The following is a 25,182-nucleotide window of genomic DNA, read 5'->3' as shown; positions in this document are numbered from 1 at the left end:
AGAGTGCCGGCGTATCGGGGGCTCTGCGGAGCGGCGGGCGGTACCACTTAATGGTCCTCCGGTCCAACGTCGGGCCATGACTATCTACGAGACGGAGGTGCCCGGGGTCGGCCGGAAGTTCGAGATGGAGATCGACGGCGGGCAGCGACTGGTCGTCGTGCTCCACCACGACGGCAAGCGCGACGTGTATCTGCGACCGGACGAGGACGCCGACAGCGAACAGTTGTTCACGCTGTCGGGCGACCAGGCGCGCAAGTTCGGGTCGATCCTGGAGGGGGCGTACTTCCAGCCGGTCGAGCTGGACGAGGTCGCGGTGCCGCTGGGCGAGGCGATCATCGAGTGGCACGAGGTCGGTGACGACGCGGAGCTGGCGGGCGTCTCCCTGGAGACTGCGTCGGTCAGGGAAGAGACGGGCGCGTCGATCATCGCCATCCAGCGCGGCGCGGAGACGATCCCGAATCCGACGCCCGACACGCGAGTCCGGTCCGGTGACACCCTGGTGACGCTCGGCACTCGGGAGGAGCAGTCGGAGTTCGAGACCCTGCTCGGGGACGAATGAGCGCGGCGCTCGTCGAGGTCGGCATCGGGCTCGCCGCCCTCGCGCTGACCGGCTATCTCGCCCACCGAGTCTCGCTGTCGGTCATCCCCGCCTACATCGTGGCTGGGATCGTCGTCGGGCCCCACGAGCCCACGGCGCTGTTCGGGATGTCGCTCACGCTCGTCTCGGAGACGGAGTTCGTCGACGTGCTGGCCGAACTCGGCGTCGTCCTCCTGCTCTTCTTTCTCGGGCTGGAGTTCAGCGTCGACCAGTTGCTCGCCGACCGCCGGCGGATCCTGGCGGCGGGAACCGTCGACCTCGCTCTGAACCTGGGCGTCGGGATCGCGATCGGTCTGGTGTTCGGGCTGGGCGTCGTGCCGACGCTGTTCGTGGCGGGAGTGGTGTACATCTCCTCGTCGGCCATCGTCACGAAGTCGCTGATCGAACAGGGGTGGATCGCCAACCCCGAGAGCGGGCCGATCCTCGGGACGCTCGTCTACGAGGACCTCTTCATCGCGGTCTATCTGGCGGTCCTGGCCGCGCTCGCAGCCGGAGGGGGCGACGCTGCGACGGTCGCACGCGACGTGGGCGTCGCGTTCGCGTTCCTCGCGGTCCTGGCCGTCGGCGCGTGGGGCGGGACGGCGGTCCTCGACCGGGTGTTCGCCGTCGACTCGGACGAACTGTTCCTCATCGGCGTACTCGCGACGACGACGCTCGTCGCGGGCGCGGCGCTGACGCTGGGACTGAGCGAGGCCGTCGCCGCCTTCTTCGTCGGCGCCGGGTTCAGCCAGACCGACCACGTCGACCGGATCGAGCATCAGGTCGCCGCCGTCCGCGACCTGTTCGCGGCGTTTTTCTTCTTCTCGATCGGGCTGACGATCGACGTGACGGTCCTCCCGTCGGTCGCGGGGCTGCTCGGGGCCGCGGTCGTCCTGTCGACGGGGACCAAGCTCCTCAGCGGGACCGTCTCCGGACGGTTCTACGATCTCTCCCCGCTGCGGTCGCTCCGGACCGGGATCGGACTGGTCCCTCGCGGGGAGTTCTCGCTGGTCATCGCGGCGCTGGCGCTGACCGCTCCGGCACCGATCAGCGACGTCGTTCCGCCGTTCGCGGTCGGGTACGTCCTCGTCATGAGCGTCGTCGGCACGGTCCTCATCCAGTACTCCGACCGGGTGACCGACACGCTGGTACCGGTCGCCCCGACGCGGGACTGAGCCGATCGGTGGCGCGGGGGTCGTCGGTGGCGTCGCCTCCGAGATGGCCCCTCGTTTCGGAGGGAACCCCTCACTTCCGGGTCCACATCCCACGGCGGAGGGAAATCCACTTACGCGCGCCGCGAAAACCCGACTCCATGCACGCGGAGGGCAGCCAATGCGGGTAGTCATCGTCGGCGCCGGCGAGGTCGGCTCGACGATCGCAGAGAGCCTCGCCAAGTCCCACGACGTGGTCGTCATCGACATCGACAGCGACCGCGTGGAGTCGCTCACCTACTCGCTGGACGTGCTCCCGATCGAGGGCGACGGCAGCGACATCGACACGCTGGAGGAGGCCGACGTGGCCGACGCCGACCTGTTCATCGCCAGTACGGACGACGACGAGACGAACATCGTCGCCTGCGGCGCCGCGAACGTCGTCAGTGACGCCTTCACCATCGCCCGGGTCAAGAGTCCGAAGTACCTCCAGGCGTGGCAGCGCGCCCGCGGCGCCTTCGGGGTCGACTTCATGGTCTGTTCGGACCTGCTCACCGCGGAGGCCATCGTCGGGCTGGCGGGCCTGCCGACCGCCCAGGACGTGGACACCTTCGCCGACGGCCTCGTCCAGATGACGGAGTTCGAGATCCCGGCCGAGAGCCCGGTGGCCGACCAGACCGTCGCCGAGGCCGACCGCTTCGATTCGCTGACGTTCGCGGCGATCATCCGCGACGACCACGTGGTGATCCCCCGCGGGGACACCCGTCTGACGGCCGGCGACGAGGTCATCGCGATCGGCAGCCCCGACAGTATCCGCGCCTTTAGCTCCGAGATCGCACCCGAGGAACAGGGGCCCGAGGACGTGGTGATCGTCGGCGGCGGCGAGATCGGCTACCAGACCGCCCGGCTGCTCGAGGAACGGGGGTTCTCCCCGCGACTCATCGAACAGGACGAGGAGCGGGCCCGCTGGCTCGCCGAGAAGCTGCCGAACACCACCGTGTTGAACAGCGACGCGACCGACCAGGAGCTGCTCGAACGAGAGAACGTCGGGATGGCGGACGTGGTCGTCGCGGCGCTGGAAAACGACCAGCAGAACCTCCTGGCGACGCTGCTGGCCAAACGGAAAGGGACCGACCGGGCGATCACCGTGGTGAACACGGGCGATTTCGCGGAGCTGTTCGAGGCGGTCGGCGTCGACGTGGCCGTCAGCCCGCGGAAGGCGACCGCCGAGGAGATCACCCGGTTCACCCGCGCCCGCCGGGCGGAGAACGTCTCGATCATCGAGGGCGACAAAGCCGAAGTGCTCGAACTGGAGGTCGACCCCGACAGCGTCCTCGTCGACCGGTCGATCCGAGACGTGGCGGCGGACATCCCGGAGGGCGTCGTCATCGGCGCGATCACGCGCGGCGACGAACACATCACGCCCCGTGGTGACACGATCGTCCGCGAGGGCGACCACGTCGTCGTCTTCGTCGACACCGAGGTCCTGAGCGAAGTGACGGAGAAGCTCTGAGCGCGCGATGAGCTTCGCCGGCGAACTCAGGGTCGACTGGGCCACCAGCTTGAGCCTCGTCGGGACCGTGCTGAAGGCGTTGACCGTGCCGCTGGTCGGGACGGCGCTCGTCGCGCTGTGGTACCGCGAGCCGCTCGCTCCCTTCCTGGCGACTGCGGTCCTGACGCTCGCGGCCGGCGTCGCGCTCGAACGGCTCGACCGGGACGATCTCGGCATCCGCGAGGGGTTCCTGATGGTCGCGCTGACGTGGCTGGCGATCGCCGTCGTCGGCGCGGTCCCGTTCCTGATCGCGAGCGAGGGGAACCTCGCGACCCCCGTCAACGCGCTGTTCGAGTCGACCAGCGGCGTCACCACGACGGGTGCGACCGTCGTCGAGAACTTCGACGCACACGGCCGGTCGATCCACCTCTGGCGGTCGCTGCTGCAGTGGATGGGCGGGCTGGGCATCCTCGTGATCGCCGTCGCGGTCCTCTCGCAGCTGTCGATCGGTGGTGCCCAGCTCATGGAGACCGAGTCACAGACCCAGGACGTGAACAAACTGACCCCGTCGATCGAGGCGACCGCTCGACTGCTCGGGTGGCTCTACGCCGGGCTGACCGGGCTGATGGTCGCGACGTGGCTCGCGCTCGGCGCGGTCGGGCTGGGGCCGGAGGTGACGCTCTACGACGCCGTGGCCCACGCCTTCACCGCCGTCTCGACGGCCGGGTTCTCGCCGCGGGCCGAGAGCCTGGGCGCGTTCTCGCCGGCGGTCCAGTGGGCGACGATCCCTTTCATGTTCCTCGGTGCGACGAACTTCGTGTTGCTGTATCACCTGACGCGTGGGAACCTCTCGCGGCTGGTCGACAGCGACGAGTTCCGCTTCTACCTCGCGGTGGTGCTCGGGCTGACGGGACTGACCGCGGGCTTCCTGGTCGCCTCCGACCAGTTCACCCGGATCGAGCAGGTGGCCCGCCACTCACTGTTCCAGGTCGTCTCGATCCTGACGACGACGGGGTACGCGACGGTCGACTTCGTCGACTGGTCGCCGGCGGCCAAGCACATGCTCTTTCTCGCGATGTTCTCCGGCGGGATGGCCGGGAGCACGACGTGTTCGATCAAGACGCTGCGCTGGCTGGTCGTCGTCAAGTCGTTCCGCCGGGACCTGTTCCGGGAGGTCCACCCCGACGCCATCCGGCCGGTGCGGCTGTCCGGGCAGGTCGTCGACGAGGAGGTCGTCCGCGACGTGTACGCCTACGTCCTCCTGAGCGGGATCATCTTCGTGTTGCTGACGGTGTTCGTCGTCACCGACGCCGCGAGGGTCGGGAACGGGATCGGCGAGTTCGAGGCGATGGGCGCGTCGGCGGCGACGTTCCTCAACGTCGGTCCCGCCTTCGGCGACGCCGGGCCCTACGGGAGCTACGTGGGTTTCCCCTGGACGACGAAGGCGGCGTTCATCCTCCTGATGTGGATCGGCCGGATCGAAATAATCCCCGTGCTCGTCCTGTTGACGCCGGCGTTCTGGCGGTCGTGACGGCTGGGCACCCCGTTGCTCGGTGCCCGCCGCGTCGGCCGGTCGGCCCCCGCCTCACACCGGAGTCCGTTCGGTCGGCGAACCGCGCGCGGTCGCCCGGAACGCGTAAACGCGTCGGCCGCATACGGCGCGCGTGAAGCAGTCGTGGCCCCCGAAGACGTCGACCGCGCTGGGCCTGCTCGTCGCCGTCGTGCTGGTCGCGGGCGCGGGATCGCTCGTGCTCTCGGCGGCGGGCCCGGCCGACCCCGCGGTCGGGACGACGCCGGCGACACTGGTCGAACCCCGGCCGGGCGAGAACGTCTTCTGGCCGTACACGAGCACCCGCCAGTCGGCGGGCGGGCGGACCCTCGCGATCAACCTCGTCGTCTACGCGGACGCCGAGACCGTCCGGTACTTCCTGGCCGAACGGGGCGGCGCTACCTGGAACGAGACGGCCGCCGAGTGGGAAGACGTGGGCCCCGACACCGGTGGGCCGCCGGTCGAGGCGGCGAACGGCACGGTCGTCGAGTGGGCCGGGGCGCGCGGCGCGACCCGGTATCTCTACGTTCACAACTACGCGCTGACCGAACCGGGTCCCAACGAGACGCGCCGACCCTACCGCGCGGCGCCGTTCACCGGCCACCTCGACCCCAATCCGGGCGGGCGGTGGATAGACGAGACCTACCAGTTACACGACGGGACCTACTTCGGCGCTCGCGACCACCTCCGGATCTACGAGTCACCGTTCGAGTCCGACGAGTGGGTCGCCGTCCAGGCCCACAGCGACCACTGGGACTGGTTCCGGCTGCGTCACACCGTCCACTCGACCGACGGGACGCGCGACCGACTCGAAGCCGAGTTCATGGGCGAGCCCTCGGTCGACACCGTCTGGCGGATGTATCTCGGGAACAGGCGGGCGCTGGGCTCCGACGGCTGGGCGACGGTCGTCGACTTCGCCGGCCTGGTCGGCGTTCCGAACCTCGGGTCGGGACTCGCCGCGATGGGGCTCGTCGCCGGCCGGGACGCGGCCGCGCTGACCCGGCGGCGCCGATGGGGAAGCGCGTCCGCCGACGGCGCGCTGGCGACCGGGTCCGGCGGGGCTGGCCGATCCGGACGCCTGAAGACGGGCCCCGTCGGGACCGCACGGCGCGCGCTCGTCTCCGGGCTGGTCACGCGCGGCTGGCTCGACCGCGAGCGGTCGATCCTGGCCGTCCGCGGACTGTCGTACCTCTCGCTGTTCGCGGCGCTGTTCGGGCTGTACCTGGCGGTCAGGTTCGGTGGGATCGCGCTCGAACACCGATTCGCCGACACCTCGCCGAAGGTCATCGCCGCCCTGCTGTACCCGATTCTGGCGCTCGGGCTCCCGGCGGCCGCACAGGTGTTCGGGCGGAATCTGGACCCCATCCGGAGCTTCGCGGTCGCGGCCCTCGGCGTGGGCTCGGCTATCGTCGTCGACTACCAGAGCCTCGGCGTCACCGTGCTGTCGCTCGACGTTGTGGTCCACCGCGTCGGGATCGTCGTCGCGATCGGACTCCTCGCGGCGGGATCGGTCAGTCCGCGCGCGTCGACCGAGACGGTCGACCGGATCGTCGCCGCCGGCACCCTACTGTGGGTCACCCTGCTGCTCGCGCCGCTGGTCGGCTGGCTCTGAGACGGTCGTCGCGCGGCGGGGCGGTCGGAGCGGCTCGCTCGGTCCCGCGGTCAGGTGATGTTCGCCAGAACCGTCTCCACATCGTCCGGGTCGATGAACCCGCCGACGGTCGCCATGACCGCCCAGGCGATCGCGCCGGCGGCGATCACGGCGAGCAGCGACGGGATCCCCGAGACGAACGGGAGGGCGGCCCAGACGATACCCCCCATCACGGCCGCGATCGCGGCGATCCGGACCGTGGCCGCACCGAGCGCCCACAGCGAGATCTCCAGCTCTTGCCCGATGATGTAGACGTTGACGGCGACGACGGCCGACGTCGTCAGGACCGTTGCGACCGCGGCCCCCACGACCCCCATCACCGGGATGAACAGGACGTTCAGGACGAAGTTGGCCACCGCACCGGAGATTTTGACGACCGCGCGCTCGCGCGCTCGACCGAGGTAATCCAGCCCGTCGTTGGTGATGTTGTCGATAGACTTCACGACGACGAACACGGAGAGCACCTGAATGACCGGGACCGCGCCCAGGTACTCCTGTCCGACGACGAATCGGATGGTGGGCCTCGCGACCAGGACGAGCCCGGTGGCGGCGGGCACGTACAGCAACACGATGTTCTCGAAGCTCTTCTCGTACATCCGGCTGGCGCGCCCGAGCTGGTCGTCGGCTTTCTCGCTGCTGTACGCCGGCGAGACGACGAACCCGAGCGACATCGCGGGCGTCATGACGAACTCCGAGATCTGTTTACCGAGCGTGTAGAACGAGACGGCCGCCGGCGTGAGGAGGTATCCGATGAGGAGCTGGTCGACTCTGTTCGTGAGCACGCCGGCCCCGCGGGTCCCGGCGAGCGGGAAGCTGTATCGCAGGATCCTCCCTCTCAGGCTCTCGTCGACGGCGTCGGTCTCCGGGAGCCGTCGATAGAACTTCCAGTAGAGGACGGCGAACCCCGCCAGTGACGCGAGTGCGGCCGCGCCGATGTACCCGAGGAAGGCGCCGACCGCGTCGTAGCCCAGCAGGACGAACCCCACCACGAGTGCGAGCTGTGCCACGCTGGAGACCGTCGAGACGAGCGCGCTCCACCACACCTCGTTGAACCCCTGAAAGATCAACCGCGCGAACACCCGCAGGGACGTGAACATGACGAACAACGGACCCAGCAGCAGGAACGGTGCCAGCGCGGGTTCGTTCAGTAGCGCCGCTATCTCGCGATGGAAGCCCGCCAGGGCGAGACCGACGACGGTTATCGCAACCAGATTGTACGCCACACCGGTGCGGACGATGTGTCGGATCTGGGACTCGTCGCTCTGCATGTAGTCGGAGACGTACCGTGCCGTGGACTTGGCGAAGCCGAGGTTCGCGCCCAGCCGCGCCACCGCCAGGACGGATATCGCGAAAAACAGGAGCCCGAACTCCTCCGGGGCCAACAGATATCGCGTGAGTACCAACAACAGCAGCCCCTTGGATCCCGTACGGAGGATATCGGCGCCCAGCTTCGCCTGAAGGCCGACGAGCAGCCGTCGGACCGTCGTTTGCTCGCTCATTCGGGACTCACCCGGTCACGTAGTACAGCTCGAAATCGCCGTTGTCGACGATACTGTTCACGCCGCGTTGGGTGCGAACGAGCGCGAAGCTCTCGCGGGAGTACCGCAGCTGGTCGTAGGCAGACACCTCGCGTTTGCGGTCGGCTTCGCTGACGGCGAAGTACCACCCAGTCCCGTGATAGGTCGAGAGGTCAGTCCGCATGGCGGTCTCGTTGACCGACCCGAACGGCGTGTTGGGCACCTTCCGGGCGTAGTATGCGTCCGCGAAGCGGTCGGAACCGCCCCGGACGCTGTACACTCCATCGCTCACGGTCGCGTGTTCGAAGGTCGTCTCGTACCCGGACATGCTCTGTTCGGAGACGTGCTGGGAGGGCAGGTAGATCCACGGCGACGGGAAGACAGTCAGGGCGGAGACGACGAGTGCGACCGCGAGGAAGGCCGCGATCGCCGACCCCACCGGCGCCCCCGGCAGCCGGTCGGAGAGCGTGTCCCACCCTCGGCCGAGCCCGACCGCTCCGAGCAGCGTGACGAAGACCAGCAGGAATCCGAGGTGACGGAACGCCTGCGTGCTGACGCTCCCGACCAGGTAGAGGCCGAACAGCGCCGTCACCGGGACGAGCGCAGCCGCCACGTAGCGGTGAAACGACGATTCGACGGGGTCGTCGCCGCCGAGTTTCCAGAACAGGGCGAGGAGTAGCACGGCGGCGGTGACGGCGCTGTAGACGCTCGCGACCGAGAAGATCTTCAGGAAGATCTCGACCAGACCCGAGCCGATCGCCGCCAGCGACCCGCCTCGCTGGGCCGTGTCGGCCGCGACCCCGCCGCCGCCGGTAAGCGCCGTCACGATTTCCCCCAGGGCGTTGGTCGCGCCCGACTGGAATCGCTCGTGGCCTCGGGACCAGGCGATCCAGAACACCGCGAGGAATCCCGTCGGGGCGTACACCCGGCGCGGTTCGGTGACCGACGGGTGCGAGGTCCATCGACGGGCGACCAGTTGCAGACCGCAGACCGTCGCCAGCATCAACAGGAAGTTCAGCGCCTGCTGCGGGTGATAGACCACGAGCGCGGCGAGCACGAGCGCGAACAGTGCCCCGACGCCGGTCGGGACGAGCGTTCCGTCCCGGTCCGAGCGCAGGTACCGGACGAACAGATAGACGACCACGGGCAGGAACAACACCGTCTGCGTCGTGGTGTGGGGCGCGAGCTGCGTGCTGACGTTGGTGATCGGCAACAGCAGGAACGCCGAGAACGCCGCGATCGTGGTCGTCCGCAGGTCCCCGGTGAGTGCCCAGGCGCACATCGGGACGAACAGCGCGAACACCACCGCGAACGCGGAGACGACGTACAGCAGCGACCGAGTGAGCGGCAGGCCGGCGGACTCGCCGACGAATATCGCGAACGTGTGGATCCCGGGGTAAAGCATCGAGAGCACCTCCTTCTGGCCGGCGAGGATCCCCCGGGTCCAGCCCAGATGAGTCAGGCCGTCGCCGCGTCCGAAGTAGTGGTAGTTTCGCAACAGCGGGAGGCAGACGAGCGCGGCGTAGGAACCCACGCCCAGTCCGAGCCCGAGCACTCGACTCGCGACGGTCCTCGCGAACAGCGCCGTGACGAGTCCGACGGCCGTCGCCACGCCGACGCCGATCCAGAACGCGGTCGGCGTCCGCGCGTAGACGGAGAGCTCGTACCCGGTCGCGGGGGACGTGTGGGCGGCGACGACCGCGACCAGCAACGCGAGATACCCGACGGCGAGTGCGCCCTTCGATGCCGTATCGGACCGATGTCGAACCGATCCGGTCCCCGTGAGCATATCGGGACATCAGCGACTCGGCCCTTTGTTATAGCCCGTAGATCCCGTATTATACCACGCATACCCGGTCTCCGTCCCCGGCCGGTCGTGTCCGGTTCCGCCCGGTCGACGGACGGTGCCCGCGTCGGTCACTGCAGGTATCCGAGCTCGCGGAGCTGCGCCTCGGTGTTCTCGTCGAAGTCCACGCGCTCGGTCTCGCCGACGGGTCGGCCGTGCTCTTCGAGCCATCGCTGGCACTCGGCCCGCAGTTCGGCCGTCACCGCCGGTCGGTCGGCGCTCGCGTCGACCGATTCTCCGCCCCGGGCGACGAGTTCCTCGTCGTCGTCGGTGCGTCGGTAGCACCACTCGGACGTGAACAGTGCGGTGACGTCGTCGGTGTGGTACTCTCCCTGTGGAAACTCCGGATTGTGCCTCGTGATCTGGTCCAGCTTGTGCCGCGTTCGAGCGCCGCTCCGCTGTACGACGGCGAACTCCCTGTCTCGCTCGCGCAGGTCGCGACCGACCGGGACCGGGTGGTCCACGCCGAGGTCGCGACAGAGCATCTTCATCACGTCCGCGTGCTGTATCGGCCCCGTCTCGGGGAAGTCCGTCCCGCCGGCGACGACCAGGGGGACGTTCGAGACGGCGGCGTTGTTGACGAGCATGTGCGCGAGCAGCCCCCGCTCGCCGAACAGCTCGCCGTGGTCGGCGGTCACGACGATGACCGGGTCCGCCAGGTCGCGTCGGGCCGCGGCGACCAGCTCCCCGGTCAGGTGGTCGACGTAGGCGACGGCGGTGTCGTACAGCGTCCGGAGCGCCGTCCACTCGTCGTCGTCGAACGGGACCCCGTCGGCGATGTGTTCGTACATCCGGTCGGACATGTCGAGCGCGACGTCGACCGCCTCGTCGACCGGCATCGGGAGGTCGTCGGCGAACCGCTCGCGCCAGGCGATCGGCGGCACGTACGCGTGGTGAGAGTCGCCGTAGTGGACGTAGAGAAAGAGCGGTCGGTCGTCCGTCGCGGCCCGGCGGACGTGTCGCTTGGCAACGTTCGTGCTGAGGTAGCCGAGACAGTGCTGGTTCCCGTCGCGGGTGAACCCGCCCGAGTGCCGGCGGAGGTTCGCGGCCCACCGCACGAGCGAGACGAGTCCGACTTCGCTCGACAGCGTCGACCTGGTGAGATAGTGGAAGTCGTCGAAGCCGCGGTCGAGTCCGGTCCCCGGCCCGAACTGGCCGTTGGGCGAGATCCCGACCGTCCGATAGCCCGCCTCGCGGAAGGCCTCGGGGATCGTCTCGATGGGGTCGGGGAGGCCCGCGTCGTTCGACCAGGTTCGGTGGGCCGACGACGCCCGGCCGGTGAGGATGGACGCGGTCGAGGCCCGCGTCCAGATGTCGTGGGAGAAGCAGTCGTCGTACCCCCGGCCCTCCGCCGCGAGTCGGGACAGCGTCGGCGTCGTGTCCCGGGCGTGTTCCGACAGCGACGTGTGGTCCCACCGGACGCTTTCGAGCGTCACCCAGACCACGTCCTGTTGGCTCATGCGTGGGGACGCGCGTTCCACCGCCAATGTAATGTAATCCATACTACCGGCGGGGAGCGCGTCGAGACGACACCGGACGCGGTCCGGGACCGACTCCACCGCTCGATCGCCGACGCTCGGCCCGGGCGCGAGCCGGGTCCCGAGTCGGCGCCACGAGTCGAGCCGGAACGCGCGAGCGGGCCGGAAACGGCCGTACTGCGCGGCGAAAACGGGCCTTACCGGCGAGTGACTCTGGGTATAACAATGTGCGTACCGCCGAAACGTCCGCCGACGAAATGAACAGGCGTCAGTTCCTCGGACTCGTGAGTGTCGGCGCGACGGGCTCCGTCGCGGGGTGTAACTGGTTGGGATCCGACGAGCGGCCGGAGCGGTCGCGGGCGACCCCTCCGACCGCGACGCGGTCCCCTCCGGCAGAGACGGACGCGCGCGCCCTCTCGACGGCGTCGTCCACGCCGTCACCGACGCCGACGCCGGAACCCGAATTCCGGACGGTGGTCGACGCCGTGGCCGACAGCGGGTGTGCGCCCGACGGCTCCGAGCCCTGCGACGACGCCATCGAGGCGGCGATCGCCGACGGGACGTTGATCGAGTTCCCGCCGGGCGAGTACCTGGTGACCAGACCGATCGAGGTCGACGGCGACATCTCCTTCGGTATGCGAGGCACGGGCGACAGCCGGCGTGACGTGCGGTTCGTCCACCCGGAGGGGTACAGCAGTCGGCTGCTACACGTCACCTCCGGCAGCGGCTCGCTGTTCGAGAACTTCACTGCCGACCAGACCGACGACAGGGTGACCAACTCCGGGCTGTTGATACACCAGCGAGACGGGCTCGTCGTCCGCGACGTCGAGGTCGGGGGATTCTCCCCGACCGAGAACGGCACGAAGGATCTCATCGTCCAGGTCACCGACTCGTCCGGACGGGGCACGGTCGAACGGTACGTGAACAGAGGCGGCGGGGAAGTGGGCGTGTACCCCGACGCGTTCGTCGCGTTCTTCAGCGGCCCCCATCACTACGGCACGCTGCAGCTGCTCGACTGTCACATCGAACAGTGCGGAAGCAACGGCGTCTACGCCAGCAGAACCAACGGTCCGGTCCAGATCACCGGCGGGACGTTCAGGAACAACGCGGTCTCCCAGATCAGGGTCTGCGGCGAGGACTCGTTCGTCAGGGACGCGACCATCGAGATAGACACGGACGCCGCCGACCGCGTCGCCGGCGACTACAACGCCGTCCGTGGTATCTGGTGGGAGTCGGGCTGGCAGGGGAAGACCGGCGGTGCCATCGAGAGCTGCGAGTTCGCGGTCAGATCGGCCGAATACGCCCGCGGACTCGTCGAGGTCGACGGGACCGCGGGGCGGCTGGCCGTGCGCGACTGCACCTTCGATATCGACCGAGACGGCTTCCGAGCGATACAGGTCGCGCCGCCGGGCGCCAGTGAGATGGGCGGAGCCCCGGAGCGGCCCTGGGATATCACGCTCCGGGACATCGAGATCGACACCACCGCGTCGCAGGCCGTCGACGTGCTCGTCAACGGTCGGCCGGGGTCGGAGATAGACGGGCTGACGATCACCCAGCGGGACGCCCGCGGGCGAGACGGGCTCTTTCTGGCGAACTCCGCCGGGTCGCGAGTGACGCGCTACGCCTGTGAATCGAGCCGGTACCCGCTCTGGGTGTACACCGACGACTCGTCGGACAGCGCCGAAGAGTTGCTCTGTCTCGGGCCGCGGATCTCCATCGCGACCGAGGCATCGGCCGGCGCCGACCAGACACAGGTGTTCGGGACGGACGAATCAGGAACCGACTCGAACGTCTGCGTCGAGATGTCCGCGACCGCGCCGTACTCGGTCGCCTCTACCCGCAACGAGGGCGGAACCTACTTCGGGCGGGTGCTGGACCGGTCGCCGGAGTATCTCAAATACGCCCAGCCGTGACCGGGGAGGGAACGGGAGGCGATTCCGCCGGAGCGCCGAACCGGTGGTCTCTCAGGCCGGCTCGACGGTGATCCACAGGTGGAGATCGCGGTACGCGGTCGATCGACTCGGCTGCTCCGGTGCGGATCCCTTGTACACGTAGTAGGAGAGCTGGAGCGACTCGCCCGTCAAATCGGGCGCGACTTCGCGGTCGAGCCGTGCGGTCGCTCCCTCCCGGAGCGTGACCCGTTCGCGACCGAGTTCCGACCGGTCGACGACGTCGATCCCGGAGTTCCGTATCGTCACCCGTTCGACCGTTTCGACGATCGTGTACTTCGTCTCCGCGTTCTCGCTGTTGGTCACCTGTATCGTCAGCGACTCCGGCTCACCGGCGGTGAAGTTCGTCGGATAGCCCTCGGCGGTCGGGCCGCCGTCCTGATCCGTGAGCAGCGCGGCGGTAGAGTAGGACTCGCCGTCGACGGGGACCGCGACCCCGTACGTGAACGCGCCCGCCGCGAGGACGATACTGGCCACGAGGACCACGTTCGTCGCTGTCTCCGCGGTCGACGACCCGGAGAGCCATCGACCGAAACGCCGGATCTGGGTCCGGGGCCGGGTGACCAGTCGTCGGTCCGGGGCGAGACCGTAGCGGCGAGCGAGCGCGACCGGGAGCAGCAGACCGACGACGCTCACGAGACCGGCGAGAACGAGTGCGCGAGTGAACTCGCCGAAGGCGGCCCAGACGGCCACGCCGAGCAGCGGAACGATCGCGACGCTGAGGCCGATGGAGAGGGCGATCCGTTCGAGCGGGTGGAGCCCGTGGCGGTCCCGCCCGCCGCCGGACAGCAGCGCGTCGTCGCCGTGCGATCCAGTGTACCGCTCGGGGTATATCGTCGCCGCGAGCATGTAGCCCGGGGCGAAAAACACCAGCGGCAGCGCGACGACCGTCCGGACGGGTCCCGGGACCCCGTCGAGCTGAACGACGAGCCCGCCGGTGGTGACGAACACGGCCAACGCTGTCGGGTGGCTCACGGCTGCCTTCAGAAGGGATTTCGCTTCGCTGTGAGCGCCGCCCGCGTCGGTGATGAATGACATTGCTGGAGTGGTCACCTAGATGCTGTTCGAGCTATCGACCCGTGGTGGTCTTGTTATTTTCAGCTTAAACGAACCGTCCCGAGTCTATGGGCTCGTTCGCTGTGGTCGAGTGTCGCTGGCCTCGACGCGGCGGATCGCGCCGGACGACGCTGGACTGGCGGTCGGGTGAGACGAACGGCCGACCCTGTATTGAGTCGTTAACAAAGGGCGACCGTGGGGTACGGAACACCGATGCAACTCGGTGGGATCCGGAATCAGGTCGGCTACTGCGCGGACGGTCGTCGCGTCTCGGCGTGGCGGCCAGGGAGTGAGATTACGGACCGCGGGACGATTCCGAGTCCCGGTCGCGGGCTGGACGGGGTTCGGTTCCGCGTCCTGAACGCGGGACGGACCAAGCGCTTGCTCGGACCGCTCGTCGGGGCGTACACGACGACGAACGTCTGGCCGGTCGGCGCCGAGGGCCTGGTCGCCACCGTCGGGCAGTGGGTGTTCGCCTCCGCCGACGGCGGGCGGTCGTGGTCGGTCGCCCACGAGTTGCCCGACCCATCCGGCCCGATGGGCGTACTCCCCACGTCGCTGTGCGAACACGAGGGCGGTCTGTATCTCGCGGAGTACCCGCTGGGTGACGACGACGCGCGCGTCCTCCACAGTGACGATGCGGGGCACTCGTGGTCGACGTATCATGTCCGGGCGGACGCCCGGCACTTCCACGGGCTGTTCCACGACCCCTACGGCGAACGGCTCTGGGGGACCACCGGCGACACGGACGACGAGAGTGCGGTCGGCTACTTCGTCGACGGCGAGTTTCGGTCCGTGGGGACCGGAAGCCAGCGCTGGCGCGCGGTCGGGCTGGCGTTCACGCCCGACGCCGTCCTCTGGGGGATGGACTGTCCGTACGTCGACACAGTCGAACTGCTCGCGCTGCCGCGCGAGCGGATCGGCGACGAGGAGCCCGAACCCGTGACGGTCGGGACGACCGCGGAGTCGGTCTACTACGTCGAGACGCTGTCGGTGGGCGGCGAGTCGGTCGTCGTCGCCGCGACGGCCGCCGAGTGTGGCTACGACAGCACGGCGCCGACCGCCGACCGGGACGACTCCGGGAGTCGGACGGCCCGCGTGCTCGCGACTACGTCGGCGACCGACTACCGCGAGTGGCACGAGCTGTGCACGTTCACCCGTCGGTCCGCCCTCGGCGAGGCGCTGGCGGCGCTCCCGGCCGCCAGCGCCTACGTGTTCGTCCGCGCCGACGACGACCTGGGCGTGCTGATCAACCCGTACAACACGAGCCGCCACCACGGCGAGATACTCCGCGTTCCGCCGAGCGACCTCGAACGACTGCTGTTCGACGACGACCCGGCGGCCGTCCCGGCGGTGGGCGCCGCCGGGAACGACTGACCCAACCCACGACTGGACCGAACCCATGACTGAGAACACGATCCGAGTCGGGGTTCTCGCGAACCCCATGGTACTGCACTGGCAGGAAGCGGCCCTCGAAAACGTCGACGCCGTCGACGGCGCGAGCATCGAACGCGTCGTCGTCGACGCGTCGGTCAGGGACGACTCCTCGGTAGTCAAACAGGGCGCCAACGCGATCAACCGCGGCGCCAGCGTCGCCCCGTCCGACGTCGGCCTCTTTTTCGACGTGCTGCGCGACGAGAAACTGAAGGCGTTCATCTACGCCGACCGGAAGCTGGGGTGGATGCTGTTCGACGAGCGCCAGCAGATGGAGGCGCGCCAGTCCAAGCCTATCGAGTCGGTCGACGTCCTCTCCGACGTGCGGACCCACGAGGTCGACCCGGTCCCGGCCGGCGGCGCCTGGAACACGCTCCCCGAGGATGTCACCGAGACCCTCGGCGAGGAGTGCGACGTGCTCGTCCGATTCGGGTTCGGCCTCCTCAAGGGGCCGGTCCTCGACGCGCCCGAACACGGCGTCCTCAGCACGCACGGCTGCGACATCCGCGACTACCGCGGGATGGGACCGAAGATCACCTTCGTCAACGACGACGACAGGGTCGCCGTGACGCTCCAGCGGCTCACGGAGGACATCGACGGCGGGCGGATCGTCGAGATCGACTCCCGGGAACTCCCGCCCGACCCGACGTACGCCGACATCGGCGAAGCGACCGCGGCCATCCAGCGGGAGATCTTCGCCACCGGCGTCGAGAAGCTCCGCTCGCCCGACTTCGAACCGTGGGAGCCAGACGAACTCGGGACCTACCACAGCCACACGAAACAGCGCGAGGAGCCCGGCTTCGTCGGCCGGTTCCTCCTGAAGAACAACTACCGGCGCGTCAAACGTCGGCTCTCGGACTGAACGGCGAGGCCGGCTTCGATCACGTCTCGACCGCGCCCCTACTCGGCGTAGCCGAGGTTCCTGAGTCGCTCGGTCACCACGTCGTCCTCGACGGCGTCGTCGCCCTCGGTCTCGTCGATGGGCGCCTCGGCGACGACCTCTCGCCTCGGGCCGCTCTCGTATTCGAGCCACGGGACCGTCACCAGCTCCGGGGTGTAGACGCCGTCGGGGTGGCCCCACTCGCGGATCGGGATCGGGCGGGCCCGTTCGCCAAGCATGTTGCCGTGGTCGGAGGTGACGACGCTCTTGCCGGAGAGTTCGTCGAGCAACTCCCGCACGTGGGGCTGGACCACGTCGAAGTTGCGATGGTAGGCCTCGGTGATCTCCTCTCGGGTGATCGACGCCCGTTCGCGCATCATCTCGTGCCAGACGTCGGTCTCGATCTCCTCGGGATCGGGCACGGTCTCCTTGTCCAGGGCCAGCCCCGAGCCGACGAACGGGTAGTGCGGTTGCATGAAGTGGACGATCAGCCGCTTGTTCGGGTAGCGCTCGGCGGTCTCCAGCGCGTACTCGGCCATCGTCTCCGGCAGCACGGTGTTGTACTCGTCGTCCCACCCGTCCTCCTGCCAGACGTTGACGACCGCGTGGAACGACGGGTCGTACTTGTGCTGGTAGCCCCGTTCGAGGATCGGGCTGGCCGTCACGTAGACGGTGTCGGTCAGGTCCCGCTCGTGGAAGTTCCCGAGGATAAACTCAGAGGTGTGGGCGGCCCGTGACTCCCTGGCCGAGAGCGTCCCTGGGAGGTCGTGGCGTTCTTCGAACAGGTCGTACCGACAGGCGTCGAGTACGATCAGGGTGTCCCAGTCCTCGTCGACGACGGACACTCCGTCGTGGTTGAACTCGCGGTTGAACGCCCGGGTGTGATAGGCCCGGTTGACCTGTCGGGCGAGCAGGTTCGGGCTGTCGACGGCCCACGTCGCGACTCGTCGCAGTTGGCGTTTCGAGAGCATCGTTTCGCTGTCGAGTAAGCCTTCCTGCGTAGCCGAATTGTTATAAGGCTTGTACCCTGGCCGGCTGCCCGATGCGGGCGACGCCGACCGGGAGCTCGACCCGTCGACGCCGGCTCACGGCGGCGCCCGTTCGAGCCGCCCGATCCCCACGCTCGCCGCTTAGGAGGCGTATACCAAAGCCCACTGCCGGATACCTTCGGGGCGATGACGGGAACTGCGTACGAGCGGGACAGGAGACAGGCCGGCGGCGCGACGACCGAGGGGCGGCGATGGCACTGACGGGGATCGTCGGCGGCACCGTCGGCGAGTCGGTCCTCGACGACATGCTGGACACCATGGCCCGGGAGTCCTGGTACGGGACCGACCGCTTCGACACCGGGTCCCACGGCGTGGGGATCCGCCACCACGGCGAGAAGGACCCGGAGGGGCATACGTTCTGGCGCGACGGACAGGCCGCGGGCGTGATCGACGGTGCGGTCTCGAACCGCGCCGAACTCGGGTGGGACACGGAGACGATCTTCGAGCGGCTGCTCCAGGCGCCCGACCCGACGCTCGAAACGCTGGACGGGCCGTTCACGATCGCCGCGGTCGACGCGAGCGAGGACCGGGTCCTGCTCGCCACCGACAAGATCGGCAGCCGGCCGCCGGTGTACCGACACGACGACGGATTCTCCTTCGCCTCAGGGACCTCACAGCTCATGCCCGCGCTCGACGACCCCAGCGTGGACCCCCAGGGCGTGAGCGACCTGATCCTGATGGGCCACATGTGGAGCGACACGACGCTGCTGGAGGGGGTCAAGTCGGTTCACCCGGGGACTGTCGTCGAGTATCACGGCGGCGAGGTGACCGGGCGACGCTACTGGCGGCCGGACTACGACCCCGCCGAACCGACGACGGAGTACTTCCACGACCTGACCGCGGAGTTCAAGCGGACGGTCGACCGGACTGCCAACACCGTCTCGGGCGACGTGGGGATCTGGCTCTCGGGGGGGCTCGACAGCCGCGCGACGGTGAGCGAGTTCGCGCGCGTCCAGCGCGAGCGTGACGCCTTCGACTCGCTGACCACCTACACGTACGACGCCAACCCCGGCGGCGGCATCAACGTCCGCCTCGCCGAGGACGTCGCGGAGACGCTGGAACTGCCCAACGAGACGGTCCCGTTGACGCCCGACCGATTCCTCCCGACGCTGGAGAAGACCGTGGACGCCACCGACGGGCTGGTCAACTGGAACTTCGCGCTCAACCTGACCGCGACCGACAACATCGACGGCCGCGAGCCGAACGTCCTCATGGAGGGGATCGTCGGCGAACTGTTGGGCCAGCACCTCAGCCGGTATCACCTGCAGGAGGCGTCGTCGCTCGTCGACTCGATGTACCACAGCGAGGCGTCGCTGCCGGCCGAGGAGGTGACGGACATCGTCGACGCCGACGTGGACCCGATGGGCTCGTATCGACGCGAAGCGGCCCGAACCGAGGAGACCGACTTCGAACAGGCGGTCGTGGACGCCCACTTCCAGAACTACTATCCTCGCCTCGCGCACGCGAGCAACCCCGTCGCCCGCGGCCGGAGCGGGACCCGCGTCGCCTACGCCGACGGCGACTTCCTCGAGAGCGCCGCGCGGCTCCCGCCCTCGTGGCGGATGGGCGCGCTTCCCGGCTCCGACGGCGAGCTGATCTTCGGCGTCGTCAAGCCGAAAATCGGGATGATACGCTTGCTGGACGCCGACCTCGCCGAGATCCCCTACGAACGGTCGCGGTTGAAGCCGAGTCTCCCGTACCCGCTCCACGTCGCCGGCTTCTTCGCCAGCACCGGCCTCTCGCACCTGCTCGGCGACCCGACCTACGGCGGCACTTCGATGGCCGGCCAGTGGTACAGGGATCACGACGAAATTCAGTCGCGGCTCGACGACCTGATCGACGACGCGCGCGACCGCTGGTTCCTCGACGGCGTCGCCGTCGAGGACCGCCGCCAGCGCCACCTCGACGGCGAGAGCGACGAGTCGAGCGCGCTCTGTTCGATCACGACGATCGAGCTCTGGCTGCAACGGCACTTCGACTGACCGTGATTCGGTCGGCCGATTGCCGCTTCGTCACCCCAGTTCAGAGGGTGTGGATCTCGCGCCCGCTGGGCGGGATCGGTCTCGGTCCGGTCGCCCCCGTGGGCTCGGTGGTTCGACCGGTTTTCAGAACAGCGGTGCTCTGTGCGGGTGTCGGAGGAATTTCTTAGACGACAATCGATTCGAGATCCCGCGCGGGGACGACCCGCAGGTCGCCGTTCGATTCCCGGTCGGCGAGGTGCGACATGGTCGACGCGAACGCCGATCGCGTCGGTTCGGAGTTCGCAGTGAGCTGGTGATAGAACAGCACGGTGATCCCGTCGTAGGCGGCGGCGATATCGATCGCTCTGGTCGCCGTCTCGACATCCGGCGAGGAGACGCGCTGGATCACGTGACGGTTCGTCGGTCGGCCGTACCCTGGGTAGCCACCGGCGAACGAGAGTTCGTGATATCGGTCGGCCAGGTTCAGCGTCGTCTGGTCGTACTCGCCGAACGGGTAGACGAGGTACTCGGCACCGCGTTCGAACCCGTGGTCGACCAGCCAGTCTTTGGCGCCCGCGATCTGCGCCTCCTGGGCCGCCTCGTCCAGCGCCGACAGGTGTTCGTGGTCGACGGTGTGGCTGGCGACGTCCCACCCGGCGTCCCGCAACTCCGAGAGCTCCGAGAGGCCGAGTTTGCCGTCCGCTCCGATCGATCCCGGACAGACGAACGTCGACGCGGTGAACCCGTGTTCCTCCAGCACGGGGAACGCCTCGCTGTAATCGGTCAGATTCCCGTCGTCGAACTGGACGACGACGGTCCCCGTCTCGGAGCGCTCGACGAGCGCCAGGTCGTCACACCACACGTCGACCGCCTGTCCCTCCCCTGCCCAGACCGTGATCCGGATCTCTTCCACCGCCGAGAGGTCGGGCGACCCGCCCACCTTGCTGATCCCGAAGTCGAAGGGCTGGAACGAGAGCCCGCCGCGGATCGGCGCCCGGAAGTTGATCTTGTTCCCGTCGACGTCGAACACCTGGACGTACGGGTTGATACTCCGGTTCGCGCGAGCCGACAACCTGATCCCCATGTCGCTGATGTCGATCGGCCGTTCGAACCGCCGGGCGATCCGAGCGCGTGAGTCGGTCGCGCCCGCACGCAGGTGGGCCGATTGCGGACCGCTCACCGTTCGCTCGGCGTCGCCCGCGACCGACCCGTCCATCGCCGACCACCGCGAGAGGTCTGCGAAGCTATCGAGACGCCCAGCCGCCAGCTCCCGCGGTCGCTCGTCGGTCGGGGCGGCCGAAGGGATCGCCTGCCCGGCCGTGTTCGGTTGCGAGACACACCCACCGACCGCGACCGCCGGAACCGCTCTCAGAAACGAACGCCGTCTCATTTCGATTCGAATAATTACCGATCGTTCCCATTGTAATGCTCCCTATAACTGGATGCGAACGTCTCTCGTGCGAGATCCGTGGGAACGCTATCCAGTCAGCCCGGCTAGCTGAGAGTGAACGGCCGTACCGACGCGGTGCCGGTCGATCGCCTATCGCATCCGACGCGGGGGCGACCGATCGGGAACCGAAGCCTACAGCTCGGAGGGCTCGACTGCGGTCCCGTCGACGGCGACCGCGGCTTCCCCCTCGATGAACTCGAGGGTCGTGAGCTCGCCCGTGAAGGTGAACCGGTCGACGTCATCGCCGTCGGTCACCCAGACTGTCGCGCTGGTATCGCCGACTTCGTCCCACTCCTCGATGGTGTCCTCGACGGCGGTGAGTTCGCCGTCGACTGCGACGGCGACCTGCGTCGGCGCGCCGGTCCCGCGGATCTCGAGGTCTTTGGGCGTCTCGTCGGTCGAGCCGACCGAGGAGGGGTCGACGGCGCTCCCGTCGAGGAAGATGTCGGCGTCGCCCCCGTCGAACTCGACGGTGGTGAGTTCGCCGGTGAACGTGAACTCGTCGACGTCCTCGGAGTCGGTCACCCAGACGGTGGCGCTGGCGTCGCCGACTTCGTCCCAGGGTTCGATAGTGTCCTCGACGGCGGTGAGTTCGCCGCTGACCTCGACGAAGACCTGCGTGGGCGTGCCCGCCCCCTGGATGCGCAGCCGGGACTCGTCGCTGACGGACACGTCGGTCGTGGCGCTGGCGCTCGCGCCGTCGTCGTCGCTGACGGTCAGCGAGACGGCGTAGGTCCCGGCGTCGCCGAACGTGTGCGTGGCCGTACTCCCCGCGTAGGTCTCGTCGCCGACCGCCCACTCGTAGGATTCGATCGAGCCGTCGGGGTCCGAGGACTCCTCGGCGGACAGCTCCGCGGTCAGTCCGTCGGTCTCGGTCACGGTCACCTCGGCGGTCGGTCCATCGTTGGTGTCGACGAGGTCTTCGGCCGCGACCGACTCGCCGTTCAGCGTGATCTCGGCGGGACCGCCTTCGAGGTACTCGAACGCCGTGATCGACCCGGCAAACGCGAACTCGTCGACGTGCGATGACGTGGTCACCCAGGCCTCGACGGTCGACCCGTCGACGGTGTCGTGGCTCTCGATGGTACTCGCGACAGGCGCTAACTCCTCCGAGACGGTGAACGCGTACCGCGTCGCCGTCCCCGTCCCCTGGACGACGAGTTCGTTAGGGAGGTCGGTGGTCTCGTCGGTGCTGTCGGTCTCTGCCGACCCGTCGGTCTCGTCGGACGTTTCGTCACCGCCGCTACCGTTTCCCTCGACATCTGAGGGGGTTCGGCACGCGGAATCGCTCACGTTCTCCGTCTCGAACCCTTCGATCGTCGCGTCCGGGATGCCGATACAGGAGTCGCGGATGACCGAACCGGGCCGGTCGTCGGCGAAGAAACCGCCGCCGTCACCCGTGAAGCTGCAGTTCTCGAAGACGACCGCGTCGTCGGAGGCCGAGGTCGAGGTGGCGTTGACGGTGGCGGAGGGACTGTCGTTGCGGACGACACAGTTGTAGAACTCCGCGCGCCCGTGGTCGCCCCAGCTCGGGAAGGCGATCACGCCGCGGCCGCTCTGGTCGTCCCACTCGATCACGATATCCCGGAACACCGCGCCGGACTGTCCCTGTCCGGAGGAGTCGACGCGGATCGCGTCCCCGACGTCCGTGGCGCTGTCGTCGACTTTCACGTAACAGCCGGTCGCGCTGGAGTGCTTGTCGGGGTGGTCGCCGCCCGTGAACCGGAGGTTGGCGTTCTGGTTGTTCACGAACTCCGAGTTCTCGACCGTGACGACGCCACCCTGCGTGTACCGCATGGCCGCCGAGTTGTGGTTGTGGATCTTCGCGTCGCGGATGACGGTCTCACCCTTGTGCGAGGGGCCCCCGCGGACGAACTGAACGCCGTCCGGGTACTCGACGGTGGTCGCCGACGCGTCGAGCCCAGTGCGGACGTTCTCGACGAGATTCACGCCGTCGCGGTCGAACGCCTCGACGGTGAGGTTGTACCCCTTGTCGTCGTCCGGTGGTGTCCGCCCGAGCCACTCCACGTCGCGGACGAGTACCCCTCCCTGACAGCTGAGGCGGAACCACACGAGCGTCGAGTCGTCGTTTCTGTTGTCGACGGAGAGGTTCTCGACGAGCACGTTTCGACCGCCCGACCCACCGGTCGACAGCAGACCGGTCGCCCGCCCCTGTGGGGAGCGAAACGTCACGTCGCGCCAGTTCTCGCCGGTCCCGCGGATCCCGACGTTCGACATCCCGGCGATCGAGTGGGTGTTCTGGACGAAGTACGTCCCCGGCGGGAACTCGACGAGCGTCCCCGACTGGAGCGCCCCGTCGAGGGCGTCGTCGATAGGGGTGTTCCCGTTCGGGTCCATCCCCAGGTCCTCGACCGCGTTCACCACTCGGTCGAAAGAGAAACTGTCCCGCGTCGGGACGGCGCCGGCCGTCCCGGACAGCCCAGTCGCGGCCAGCCCCGCCGTGGCGACCCCCGCGAACTTCAGAAACGACCGCCGATCGAACCCGGCCCCGTTCTCGGTATGCTGTGTGTACTCCTCCTCGTCGTCGGTAGGGTAATCGTACCCGTTCCGATCGCGCCCGTGACCCTCGCCGTTGTGAGGCGACATGGCCCGGTATCCCTACCATACTGAATTAACCCTTCTTTCGGTAACTGTGTCGTTCTCGCTCCGGTTACCCCAGGATAATACACGCAAACGTGTGAGTTGCTCTCGGAAACGAGCCAAATTGTACCCGGATACAGCCCACTCTGTCTACCGCGGCCGTCCGGTCCGAAACCGTCGAACACGGGCGTTAGGAACTGCTTTCCCGACCGGTTCCAGCGGTAATCTCCTGTTTCCGACGGTCGAGGGCGGTCGTCCCCGTGGATCGAGGATAGGGACAGACGGGGTCGGCGCGACTACCCGGTTCGCGAGATAGGGGGCGGTGAACCCGCGTGGGACGGGCGAGGAGTCACGCGTAGCTCGCGTACATCCGGAGGAGCTCGTCGACAGCCGATTGCCAGGAGTACTCGGCTTCGACGGTTCGTCTGTTGGTCTCGGCCATCTGGGTCCGCCGGTCGGGGTCGATCAGCAACGCTTCGATTGCGTCGACCAGCGCTGGAACGTCGCCGGGGTCGACGAGGACCCCACGGTCGTCGTCGATTACTTCCGGGATCGCGGCGACGTCCGTCGAGACGACGGCGTTCGCACCCGCCATTCCCTCCAGCATCGCGATCGGGAGCCCCTCCGCGTAGGTCGGGAGGACGAACACCGACCCCTCGGAGAGCAGTTCCCGCTTTCGCTGCTCGGAGACGTAGCCGTGATACGTGACTTCGTCGTGGGCCGCGGCCAGCGCTTCGATCCGATCCGACAGCGGGCCATCGCCCGCGATGGAGACGCGGAACGCTCCCGGGTGGCGATCGGCCAGCGTCTCGACCGCCGACGCGAACTCCTCGGTCCCCTTCCGTTCGATCAGGTTCGAAATGAACACGAAGTGAGGGTGGTCGTCGGTCGGCTCTGCCCGGTAGTCCTCGGGGTCGACGGCGTTGGGGATCACGCGCAGTTTCGACCTGGACGTACGGGCGGCCACGATATCTTTCCAGGACTCCGAGAGGACGACGATCTCGTCGCACGCGCCGAACACGGCCCGCTGATACCCGGCGACCGCTCGGGAATCCGTCTCGACGAAGTCGTCGAACCCGGACCCGTGGACGTGGACGACGACGGGCACGTCCCAGACGTGCCTCGCGAAGAAGACGTACGGACCCTTCCGGTAGAACGAAAAGTGGTGTGAGGCGTGTACGTGGACGATATCTGGAGGCGAACGGGTGGCGAATCGGGCGAGCGCGACGACCGCCATCACCAGCCCGTAGAGGACCCGGCGTATCCCCGACCCCGCCGGCGGCGCGCCCGAGTCGTGAACGGTGACCGTCAGGTACTCGGCCAACCGCTCGGTCTGCTCGGAGATGTAACTCACTATCCCGCCGCCGTAGGTCGGGCCGACGACCAGTACCTCGAAGCCATCGGGGATGCGTGGCGCCGCTCGGTCGGCGTCCGACTCGATGGGGTCGTCCCCCGGTCGTCGGACGCCCTCGGACGACCCGCCGGCGACCGTTTCGGCCCGGACCGTCTCACCCGCCGAACTGTCTGACATCGATCGGGCC

At 68.4% G+C, this 25,182-nt stretch carries 17 protein-coding genes; 9 read left to right on the top strand and 8 right to left on the bottom strand.

The features are described 5' to 3' along the window. Positions 1–76 precede the first annotated feature (76 nt). From I7X12_RS00980 to I7X12_RS00960, 5 genes are all read left to right on the top strand, one after another. Positions 77–559 carry a cation:proton antiporter regulatory subunit gene (locus I7X12_RS00980; protein ID WP_198062030.1) on the top strand — a complete coding sequence of 161 codons (483 nt, stop codon included), beginning with the start codon at positions 77–79 and terminating at the stop codon, positions 557–559. Next, positions 556–1,752 carry a cation:proton antiporter gene (locus I7X12_RS00975; protein WP_198062029.1) on the top strand — a complete coding sequence of 399 codons (1,197 nt, stop codon included), beginning with the start codon at positions 556–558 and terminating at the stop codon, positions 1,750–1,752. Before I7X12_RS00980 ends, I7X12_RS00975 begins: the two co-directional genes overlap by 4 nt. 157 nt (positions 1,753–1,909) lie before the next feature. Continuing rightward, the gene (gene trkA / locus I7X12_RS00970; protein ID WP_198062028.1) at positions 1,910–3,241 is read left to right on the top strand and encodes a Trk system potassium transporter TrkA; all 1,332 of its coding nucleotides are present in this window, start codon (positions 1,910–1,912) and stop codon (positions 3,239–3,241) included. A 7-nt stretch (positions 3,242–3,248) separates the two neighbouring features. Next, on the top strand, positions 3,249–4,751 hold the full coding sequence (locus I7X12_RS00965; protein ID WP_198062027.1) for a TrkH family potassium uptake protein: 1,503 nt from the start codon (positions 3,249–3,251) through the stop codon (positions 4,749–4,751). A 133-nt stretch (positions 4,752–4,884) separates the two neighbouring features. Further along, positions 4,885–6,381, top strand: coding sequence for a hypothetical protein (locus I7X12_RS00960; RefSeq protein ID WP_198062026.1), 1,497 nt, complete (start codon positions 4,885–4,887; stop codon positions 6,379–6,381). A 50-nt stretch (positions 6,382–6,431) separates the two neighbouring features. On the opposite strand, the gene I7X12_RS00955 is transcribed toward I7X12_RS00960, so the two are convergent. From I7X12_RS00955 to I7X12_RS00945, 3 genes are all read right to left on the bottom strand, one after another. Continuing rightward, complete coding sequence (locus I7X12_RS00955) at positions 6,432–7,919, bottom strand: flippase (RefSeq protein WP_198062025.1); 1,488 nt, start codon at positions 7,917–7,919, stop codon at positions 6,432–6,434. A gap of 7 nt (positions 7,920–7,926) precedes the next feature. After that, positions 7,927–9,726, bottom strand: coding sequence for a hypothetical protein (locus I7X12_RS00950; protein ID WP_198062024.1), 1,800 nt, complete (start codon positions 9,724–9,726; stop codon positions 7,927–7,929). A gap of 128 nt (positions 9,727–9,854) precedes the next feature. Beyond that, positions 9,855–11,243: a sulfatase gene (locus I7X12_RS00945; protein ID WP_198062023.1), complete on the bottom strand. Its 1,389-nt coding sequence runs from the start codon at positions 11,241–11,243 to the stop codon at positions 9,855–9,857. A gap of 491 nt (positions 11,244–11,734) precedes the next feature. Between I7X12_RS00945 and I7X12_RS00940 the strand changes: the two genes are divergently transcribed. Further along, entirely contained in the window at positions 11,735–13,174 is a 1,440-nt protein-coding gene (locus tag I7X12_RS00940) for a hypothetical protein (protein ID WP_198062022.1), read from the top strand. A 51-nt stretch (positions 13,175–13,225) separates the two neighbouring features. Here the strand turns inward: I7X12_RS00940 and I7X12_RS00935 are convergent, their stop codons facing one another. Then, positions 13,226–14,248: a DUF1616 domain-containing protein gene (locus I7X12_RS00935; RefSeq protein WP_198062021.1), complete on the bottom strand. Its 1,023-nt coding sequence runs from the start codon at positions 14,246–14,248 to the stop codon at positions 13,226–13,228. Between the two features lie 213 nt (positions 14,249–14,461). On the opposite strand from I7X12_RS00935, the gene I7X12_RS00930 reads away from it, so the two are divergent. Together I7X12_RS00930 and I7X12_RS00925 are read left to right on the top strand one after the other, a co-directional pair. Next, positions 14,462–15,643 (top strand): beta propeller repeat protein, encoded by a 1,182-nt coding sequence (locus I7X12_RS00930; protein ID WP_198062020.1) that lies wholly within the window; start codon positions 14,462–14,464, stop codon positions 15,641–15,643. 25 nt (positions 15,644–15,668) lie between these two features. Then, positions 15,669–16,562: a methionyl-tRNA formyltransferase-like protein gene (locus I7X12_RS00925; RefSeq protein WP_198062019.1), complete on the top strand. Its 894-nt coding sequence runs from the start codon at positions 15,669–15,671 to the stop codon at positions 16,560–16,562. Between the two features lie 38 nt (positions 16,563–16,600). Here the strand turns inward: I7X12_RS00925 and I7X12_RS00920 are convergent, their stop codons facing one another. Then, complete coding sequence (locus I7X12_RS00920; protein ID WP_198062018.1) at positions 16,601–17,551, bottom strand: alkaline phosphatase family protein; 951 nt, start codon at positions 17,549–17,551, stop codon at positions 16,601–16,603. A gap of 269 nt (positions 17,552–17,820) precedes the next feature. On the opposite strand from I7X12_RS00920, the gene I7X12_RS00915 reads away from it, so the two are divergent. Then, positions 17,821–19,611: an asparagine synthase-related protein gene (locus tag I7X12_RS00915; RefSeq protein ID WP_198062017.1), complete on the top strand. Its 1,791-nt coding sequence runs from the start codon at positions 17,821–17,823 to the stop codon at positions 19,609–19,611. Between the two features lie 163 nt (positions 19,612–19,774). Here the strand turns inward: I7X12_RS00915 and I7X12_RS00910 are convergent, their stop codons facing one another. The 3 genes from I7X12_RS00910 to I7X12_RS00900 form a co-directional block, all read right to left on the bottom strand. Beyond that, positions 19,775–20,806 (bottom strand): polysaccharide deacetylase family protein, encoded by a 1,032-nt coding sequence (locus tag I7X12_RS00910; RefSeq protein WP_198062016.1) that lies wholly within the window; start codon positions 20,804–20,806, stop codon positions 19,775–19,777. Positions 20,807–21,172: 366 nt separating this feature from the next. After that, a complete protein-coding gene (locus I7X12_RS00905) occupies positions 21,173–23,647 on the bottom strand; it encodes a PKD domain-containing protein (protein WP_198062015.1) in 2,475 nt (824 codons plus the stop codon). Between the two features lie 343 nt (positions 23,648–23,990). After that, a complete protein-coding gene (locus tag I7X12_RS00900) occupies positions 23,991–25,172 on the bottom strand; it encodes a glycosyltransferase family 4 protein (RefSeq protein WP_198062014.1) in 1,182 nt (393 codons plus the stop codon). Positions 25,173–25,182: the final 10 nt, after the last annotated feature.

Source organism: Halosimplex litoreum, assembly GCF_016065055.1.
Taxonomy (GTDB): domain Archaea; phylum Halobacteriota; class Halobacteria; order Halobacteriales; family Haloarculaceae; genus Halosimplex; species Halosimplex litoreum.
This window is presented reverse-complemented; position numbering and strand designations above follow the sequence as displayed.